This is a genomic window from Paenarthrobacter sp. CM16 (genome assembly GCF_013179505.1).
Taxonomy (GTDB): Bacteria; Actinomycetota; Actinomycetes; order Actinomycetales; family Micrococcaceae; genus Arthrobacter.
In genome coordinates this window covers 1-7,940 of record NZ_JABMCX010000225.1, presented here as the reverse complement: position 1 = coordinate 7,940, position 7,940 = coordinate 1, and the positions used below count along the sequence as shown (strand labels likewise).

Below are 7,940 nucleotides of genomic sequence, written 5' to 3'. Positions count from 1 at the left end.
CGGCCCGATCGCCGGCCGACCGCCCGCTGGCTTCCCGGCGTCGTCGTGAAATTTTGAAGTCGTTTCTGTGCGGCAGCAGCCCCCGTTGATGAGCGAGAACCATGAGGCCGCTGACAGTGGCCAGGGCCAGCCACACCAAGGGCTGGACCTGGGCGGCCACAGCGAGCGCCACTATCAAGGCGCCGGCCAGAAGCAGGAACGGGCCGGCGCCCCGGCCGGGGTGAGCCGCAATGAGTACCGGGCGTGCCAGGAGAGCCAGCACACCACCGGCCATGACGGCGCCCACAGCGGAGCCCACAGCCATGCCGGCCACGGCATTGACCTGCCAGCCAACCCAAAGACCGCCCACCACCAACACACACGCGCAGGCAAGGCCAATCTGGCATCGGCGATAAGCCCGCAAGGCAAGGAGAACCGTAGACAAAACCATGAGGACTGCGTAACCCAGGCCGGAAGCGGCCAGCCACGGCAGGAGCCCGAGGGAACCGTGGTACTTCTGAGGAACAATGAATCCGGCCATCAACGGCGGGGCTGTAGCGATGATGGCGAAGGCCACCACGGCAAGTTGCCCGAATGAGGCAAAGGCTGCACCCAGGACCTCACCTGCTTTGGCACCGGGCGTGCGCAGCAACGGGAAGGCCACCAATGCGGTTCCGGCTGCCACATAGACCGGCCCTTTGGCGATGGTCGCAAGCGCCTGGAAGCCTGCAGCTTCGGCCGAGCCGCCGGCCAGGAAGCCGACCACCACGACGTCGACGCCCACCAACACAGAGACAACGCCGAGAACGGAGGCGATGTCACTGGTTTCGGCCCATCTCCACTTCTCCAACAGAACCCGCGGACGCCACCGCAGGTCCCGGTAGAAGGACCACGGCACCACTAGGGGCGCAAGGCATCCCACGACGAAGCCCAAGACCGCTCCCCCCGCACCCCAGGCCATGGCAATCACCACGACGCTGAAGATGAGCCTCAAGAGAACCTCACCCACGGTGGAGAGTGCGTACCAGGTGAAACGGAGCTCGCCCTGCAGCCACCCCGCGGGTGCATTCGCCAGGAAGATGACAAAGGCTGCAAGCGCCACTACTGCGGCCAGAACGGGGCCGGCGAGCGCGAGCGTCACGCTGCCTGAGATCACTGCAGCGGCAAGTCCCGCCAGGCAGGAAACGAAGACCGAGAACGCAACGCCATTACGGCGCTCCTCGGAACCTGCCGGGTGGACGGCAACAACGTGGGACAAAGGAAGCGGGACCAAAGCATTGGCCACGATTCCCACAACCCCCAGGATCATCGCTGCGGCGGCGAACATGGTGTAGTCCGCAGTGTCCAGCTTGGTGGCCATGAGGAGGGTACAGGCGTAACTCATGACGCCTACAACCCCTGCCGACACTGCGAGGAAGCCGCTGTTCGCGGCGATTCCCGGGTCTTTGTCCGAAGCCCTCCGGTTTGCCCTGGGTCTTTGACGCACAGCAAGAGTCATTGTTTTCTGGGATGGATCCATGGATGAACGCCCGTTACTGGCCGTCAAAGGCATCGGCGGGAGTGAAAGCGCTCCCGGGACCGGCCAGCAAAGCAGTGCGTCCGGCGGAACGGACCTCCGCAGAGGTCACGCCAATTCTTTGCATGGCCGCGAAGGCCTCGAACTCGTCACGTCCCTTCATCAGGACAGCGAGCTGTCCGTCCTCGGTGACAGCAACTTCATCCGTCCTGCGGAGGATGGACTGAAGATCGGCATCCTCGGGCCGCTCGAAGCGCACCAAAGTGGACAGGTCAGAGTGGCATGAACGCGGGTCCCCACCATCACGCCGCATCCTTTCCTCTTCCAACAGGGCTCCTGTGAGGAGCCTGGTGCTACGGTCCCAGGTGAAACAGCGGGCCCATTCCCGGCACTCAACCGAAACGTCCAGCGCCGCGTCCGGATCATGCATGGCGGTAATTGCCTCGACCAATGCCACTCCGAATTCCTTGGGGGTGTCCACCAGCCAGCCGGTTCTGCCGTCCACTACCGAATCCCGTATGCCGGGCACCCGCAGGGCAATGCAGGGAACGCCCCACGCGGCGGCCTCGATCACCGAACAACCCCAGCCTTCCGAGGCAGAGGTGGAGGCCGTCAACCAAGCCCGGCTCAACAATCTGTCACGGACGTCGTTGGGCTGGTAGCCATGGAACGTTACTGCGTGGTCCAGGCCAAGGTCCATCACCAACTGCTGCAGTCGTGGGCGCTCCGGACCGTCCCCCACAATGTCCATCCGCAGGTTCTTAACGCTGCGCGCCGCCACAGCAAACTGGCCCATCAGCAGGTCCAGCCTCTTATGCGGCACCAAACGGCTGACGACGGCGATGGTCGGCTCAGGCGCTCGGTCGGCAACGGCATCGGGGATGTCAATGGTTCCGTTCGGCACCACGTGGACAGGACCCGAAAATCCGAGCTTCCTCAATTCCAGCCGGGTGGAGGGCGATACAGCAACAATGGACCGCTGCCCATATACCGTTTTGGCTCCCGAGCTTTCCAAGAACCGGCCCACGGCAGCCAGGGGCGGCGAGAACCTGGTGCGGAACTGCTCCTGGTGGACGTGGTGTATCACCTGGATGATCGGCAGTTCCCGAGGAAGGAACAACGGCGAAAAGAACGGTATCCCGTTCTGGCAATCCACCACGGCATCAAATTGGCCGCCGGTCCGCAGGAGCCTGAGCGCGGCATGTCCATAGATGGACAGCGCTCCGCCTCTCCGCAGGATACGGATGCCATCGATGGCGTCTTCCGGCGCCTGGCCGTCGTCGCGACCTGTAAACCAGGTGACCCGGACGCCGTTCTGTACCCACCTCCTGGAAATCTCATGCATGTACTGTTCGGCGCCGCCGGCCTGTGAATGCTGGACGTCGCGCCAGTTGAGCACCAGCACATGCTTTCCTGCGAGAAGGGCCGGGGCGTTTATCTCAGGAAGGCCGGAGGTCATGGGGTTGCCCGCTGAAGTTGGATCACCGAGGCAAAACTGGCTACCCCGTCCTGGAAGGGGCGGAACGTTGATGCGGCTCCATCCGTCCATGCCACGGGAAGTTCGATAATGCTGGCGTCGTTGTCCTGCAGGCGCAGCAGAAGCTCAACGTCGAAGGCGAACCCGGTACTGCGGCACTGCACCATGGCTGCGGTGAGGGCATCCCGTTCAAAGAACTTGAATCCGCACTGGGTATCCCGGATGCCTTTGACCTTTGATTTGGTCAGCGCACGGAAGGCCGTGCCTCCCACCCTGCGCCCGAGGTGTTGGGGGCGGACCAGGGTTGAGCCGGGTGCGTGGCGGGAAGCGATCACCGCTGCTGCTCCGTCGGCAAGGTGAGCCATGGTCTCGGTGAGGGTTTCCAGCGGTGTGGCGAGGTCGGCGTCGAAGAATCCCGTGAACCTGGACGTTCCGCTGAGGAGGCCACGGCGGACCGCGGCGCCCTTGCCCTTCCGGGAGCACCCCACCACGGAAATAGGAACGATGTCCCCTTCTTCCCGCGAGATCCGGCGGACCACTGCGGCAGTTTCATCAACACTGCCGTTGTCCACCACCACAATCCGCGAAGACCACGGCTGGACGGCCAGGAAATCGACGGTTTGTTTCAGGGTGTCGGGGATCCTGGCGGCCTCGTTGTAAGCAGGAATGATTACCTCAAGGTCCACGCTCGAGCGGCGCAGTGAGTCTGAATGTCGACGCGCTTGAAGACTCCCTCTCTTGCCTATGTGCACGCTGTGCTGTTGAAGAAGGACCATCTGAACCTCCATATATCCGGGTACGGCACAAAAACGTGCTCGCAATATAAGGAGTGGTGGCACCCCGGAAGTCATGACGCCAATCCAGCCGTAGTGGTCCAAGTCATGGACCACTCTCAATACGGGAAGCCGGTCCCGGCGCTCTGAGCGAAATTGCTGGTTCCTTGTCTGAGCCCGTCTATAGAGTGGCCACATGAGCCACACATCTTCCGTCCCTGCCACTGCTCCGGAATCAGCAGCGGTGCCTCCTGTCGCCAAGCGGGTCCCCATGCGCCGTGAACACCACGGCGATGTTTTTGTGGACAACTACGAGTGGCTCAGGGACAAGGAATCCGCCGAGGTGGTGGACCTCCTGAAGGCAGAGAACGCCTACCAGGAAGCTGTTACCGCGCACCAGGAGCCCTTGCGTGAGGCCATGTTCCAGGAGATCAAGGGCCGTACCCAGGAAACGGATCTGTCCGTGCCCAGCCGCAAAGACGGCTGGTGGTACTACAGCCGCTCGGTGGAGGGCAAGGAGTACAGCATCCAATGCCGCGTCCAGGCCCACAACACCGGGGACCCAGTGGCGGACTGGACACCCCCGTCGGTAGAGCCCGGCGTGGCGATCGACGGCGAGCAGGTCATCCTGGACGGAAACATCGAAGCAGAGGGCCAGCCGTTCTTCAGCGTTGGCGGTGCCGCGGTGACGGTGGACGGCAACCTCTATGCCTACGCTGTGGACAACTCGGGTGATGAACGGTTCACCCTCAGGATCAAGGACCTGCGCACCGGCGAACTCCTCCCGGACGTCATTGAGGACATCTTCTACGGTGTAGCTTTTTCCCCCGATGGCACGCGCCTCTTCTACACCGTGGTGGATGATTCATGGCGTCCATATCAGGTGAAGGCCCACCTGTTGGGCACGCCGGTGGCCGAGGATGAGGTTCTCTACCAGGAGGACGACGTCGCCATGTGGCTTGGGTTCGATCTCTCCGCAGATCGTCGCCACCTGGTTCTGAGCATCGGCTGCTCGGAATTCAGTGAGACGCGGCTGCTCCGGTTCGACGATTACGCAGCAGGACTCACCACGGTGATCTCCCGCGACCACCACGTTCTCTACGAGGCAGAGCCCTTCCTCCTGGATGGCCGGGAAACTCTGCTCCTGACCCACAACAAGGACGCCATCAACTCGATGGTGAGCCTGGTGGACCCCGCTGAGCTCAGCAAGCCGCTGACAGAACAACTCTGGCGGACCGTCGTCGAACATTCCGACGACGTCCGGGTCAACGGCGCCGGTGTGACGTCCACCCACGTGGTCCTTTCCGTCCGCAAGCACACTATTGAGCGGGTCCAGGTTCTGCCCTTGGCCGGTCTCGGCACCGAGGCCCAGGGCGCACCCGTGGAGCCGGCCTTTGACGAAGAGCTCTACACCGCCGGGGTGGCCGGTTCGGATTATGAGGCTCCCGTGATCCGGATGGGATACACGTCCTACTTCACGCCCTCGCGCGTGTACGACTTCGTCCTCCCCACGGCCTGCCTGCCTTCGGGCCAACTGCTGCTCCGCAAGGAAAGCCCGGTCCTGGGCGGCTACTCAGCGCAGGATTATGTCGCCACCCGCGAATGGGCAACGGCCGACGACGGCACCCGGGTCCCGCTGTCAGTGCTGCGTCATGCATCGGTCCAGCAGGATGGCAGGAACGCCGGGCTGGTGTACGGCTATGGCTCCTACGAAATGAGTATGGACCCCGGATTCGGTGTGGCCCGGTTGTCCCTCCTGGACCGTGGCATCATCATGGTGATCGCCCACATCCGTGGCGGCGGCGAACTCGGCCGCCAGTGGTACGAGGACGGCAAGAAGCTCACCAAGAAAAACACCTTCACGGACTTCATTGCCGCAACGGACTGGCTCGCGGGATCGGGCTGGGTTGACCCGTCGCGCATCGCGGCGATGGGTGGATCAGCCGGCGGATTGCTCATGGGCGCGGTGGCCAACATGGCCCCGGAAAAGTACGCAGCAGTGGTGGCACAGGTGCCGTTCGTGGATGCTTTGACCACCATTCTGGATCCTGAACTTCCGTTGTCCGCACTGGAATGGGAGGAATGGGGCAACCCCATCACCGATCCCGAGGCCTACGCCTACATGAAGTCCTACACTCCGTACGAGAATGTGGGGGCTGTGGCCTACCCCAAGATCGCCGCGGTGACATCCTTCAACGACACCCGGGTGCTGTACGTCGAGCCGGCCAAGTGGGTCCAGGCACTGCGCTCAGTGTCCACCGGTTCGGAGCCCATTGTCATGAAGATCGAAATGGACGGCGGACACGGCGGAGCCTCGGGCCGGTACGTCCAATGGCGTGAACGGGCCTGGGATTACGCCTTCGTCGCCGACTCCCTTGGAGCCACCGAGCTCCTTCCGGGTGCCGGCCTGAAGTAGGAGTTTTGTACTCTTAGGGTTGGCTGGCCCTGAGCATCGCATAGTAGCCCGGGATCAGTTCCGGGGCCGAGGGATTGCTCAGGGGGCGCGTCTCGATGCTCGTTGAGCCCTCCTCCACAAGGGTCCATTCCGAGGCCGGGAAGGCCTTCGACCGTTGGGCAGCCCCGAACCTGCCCGGCATTGGCAGTCCCTTGATGGCCCACTCCAGCGGGGCCGGGATGGAATGACGGGTGGCGCCAAGATGGCTCACATAGTCCACAGGCGTGCCTGGGAAGTTGGTCTCTGCGAGGAAGACACCGCCGCGGGTCCCGACGACGGGCAGCAGGTTCGCGGCCAAGGCTGAGCGTCCGTCCCGGTCCAGAACGTGCAAAACACCACGGATGAAGACGTTCGCGTCCCCGGTCCAGCCCGCAGCTTCAAGTGCCGTTGCAACCGTGCGGGCAGCGTCAGGTGCCGTCATGTCGCAAACTGCAAAGGACGCCGTCGTGATTCCTGCTGACTCTTGCTTCGCCCGGTCAACGGCGTTGGCAGAGTAATCGAGTCCCAGCGCATGCGGGAAGTGTCCGGCCAGCAGACGGGTGAGGCTGCCATTGCCGCATCCGACGTCCACCACCGGCAACGAACGGTCCAGCTGCGCCATCTTGGGGAGGTACCCGTTGAGTTCGTGGTCGCTTCCCGAGTCCCAGAGGACATCGCCCGTGGCGCCGGTGGAGCGGATATCGCCCCAGAACTGCTCCCAGGCAGTACGGGGATCCTTGGGCGCAGCGGAAGAGAGCCTGATGAGGCGGGGAATCAACAGGTACTTCTGCAGGGCGCTGAACATTCTCCAAATATATGTGGCGCTAGGCCTCTACCAGCCAATCCAACGCCTCTGTTTCGGAGGTGAAAAACTTGGTGGGGCACGGTGGTTTCATGATGCCAAGGAAAAAATTGGCAATGACCCTGTCCACCGGAGATGAGCCCCACAGCGCGATCCGGTTCGCCTGGCAAGGTTTGGCAAACACCGATCGGGCACCGCGGGTGACATCATCGGTGGTGGCCATGTCCACGATCATGGGATGACGGTCCTCGCCGCAGAGCTCGTTCACCCGGTCCATGGCCCGCTGGGCGTCGGATTCCCTGATCCTGGCTCCGCGAGGCCACGTCAGGCGAAGGATGCCCGGTTCTTCAAGCTCCAGGTCAAATGACACATCCTGGTGATCCTGGGGTGATGCTGGGTGGTCCACAGTGCTCCTCGCTGGTTGATGCTGTTGCAGGGAAGGCGGGCGGTGCTCCCCTGCTGACAACCTCAAGGCTGTCGAATCCCCAGGTCAAAGTAAAGGTGTGGCCCAGGACTCATCGAGTACATTTCGGCAACGGTCACCCTTGTCCGCAATGCCGCTGATAGTGTGTTGCCACATCATGAATCACCGCGAATGAAACGTTGGAACGGAAGGGGCTCAATGGGCGAGACCGTTGCCGGCGTACAGCATGCCCGCTCCGCAGTAGTGGCGGATTCAGACAAGGACCGTTTGGCCACCACGACGACCGCCCTTGCAGCAGCGGGATTCGACGTTTCCCAGGCCTTGGATGCCGCGGCCCTGGCCTCACACCTCCAGCACCACAACCCCTCGGTGGCGGTGGCTGAGAGCTCCCTGGCGCATGGACTCCGCAGCCCGGGCGTCCCCATGCTGCTGATCCTGGCTCCCCGGGAATCCGTGGACCTCCAGGAAGTGGAGTCCTGGCGCGTCGCTGACTACATCATCAGCCCAGTGCAGTCCGGGGAACTGGTTCACCGGG

At 63.1% G+C, this 7,940-nt stretch carries 6 protein-coding genes and 1 pseudogene; 2 read left to right on the top strand and 5 right to left on the bottom strand.

From position 1 onward, the window contains the following. The 3 genes from HP499_RS17570 to HP499_RS17560 all read right to left on the bottom strand — a co-directional run. Positions 1 to 1,465: lipopolysaccharide biosynthesis protein (locus HP499_RS17570; RefSeq protein ID WP_172325492.1), on the bottom strand; the 1,465-nt coding region annotated here is incomplete at its 3' end. A gap of 46 nt (positions 1,466 to 1,511) precedes the next feature. Beyond that, positions 1,512 to 2,954 (bottom strand): glycosyltransferase family 4 protein, encoded by a 1,443-nt coding sequence (locus tag HP499_RS17565; protein WP_172325491.1) that lies wholly within the window; start codon positions 2,952 to 2,954, stop codon positions 1,512 to 1,514. Continuing rightward, on the bottom strand, positions 2,951 to 3,658 hold the full coding sequence (locus HP499_RS17560) for a glycosyltransferase (RefSeq protein ID WP_309138415.1): 708 nt from the start codon (positions 3,656 to 3,658) through the stop codon (positions 2,951 to 2,953). Before HP499_RS17560 ends, HP499_RS17565 begins: the two co-directional genes overlap by 4 nt. 283 nt (positions 3,659 to 3,941) lie before the next feature. On the opposite strand from HP499_RS17560, the gene HP499_RS17555 reads away from it, so the two are divergent. Next, complete coding sequence (locus tag HP499_RS17555) at positions 3,942 to 6,161, top strand: S9 family peptidase (protein WP_172325489.1); 2,220 nt, start codon at positions 3,942 to 3,944, stop codon at positions 6,159 to 6,161. 13 nt (positions 6,162 to 6,174) lie between these two features. Here HP499_RS17555 and HP499_RS17550 read toward each other — a convergent pair whose 3' ends face one another. Together HP499_RS17550 and HP499_RS17545 are read right to left on the bottom strand one after the other, a co-directional pair. After that, entirely contained in the window at positions 6,175 to 6,984 is an 810-nt protein-coding gene (locus HP499_RS17550) for a class I SAM-dependent methyltransferase (protein WP_172325488.1), read from the bottom strand. Positions 6,985 to 7,003: 19 nt separating this feature from the next. After that, on the bottom strand, positions 7,004 to 7,387 hold the full coding sequence (locus HP499_RS17545; protein WP_172325487.1) for an STAS/SEC14 domain-containing protein: 384 nt from the start codon (positions 7,385 to 7,387) through the stop codon (positions 7,004 to 7,006). 216 nt (positions 7,388 to 7,603) lie between these two features. On the opposite strand from HP499_RS17545, the pseudogene HP499_RS17540 reads away from it, so the two are divergent. Continuing rightward, a pseudogene (locus tag HP499_RS17540) lies at positions 7,604 to 7,940 on the top strand (histidine kinase); the annotation flags it as partial.

Bases quoted from the DNA above. Each gene is read 5' to 3' on its own strand.
- HP499_RS17565 (WP_172325491.1), bottom strand. From the start codon at position 2,954: ATGACCTCCGGCCTTCCTGAGATAAACGCCCCGGCCCTTCTCGCAGGA.
- HP499_RS17555 (WP_172325489.1), top strand. From the start codon at position 3,942: ATGAGCCACACATCTTCCGTCCCTGCCACTGCTCCGGAATCAGCAGCG.
- HP499_RS17550 (WP_172325488.1), bottom strand. From the start codon at position 6,984: ATGTTCAGCGCCCTGCAGAAGTACCTGTTGATTCCCCGCCTCATCAGG.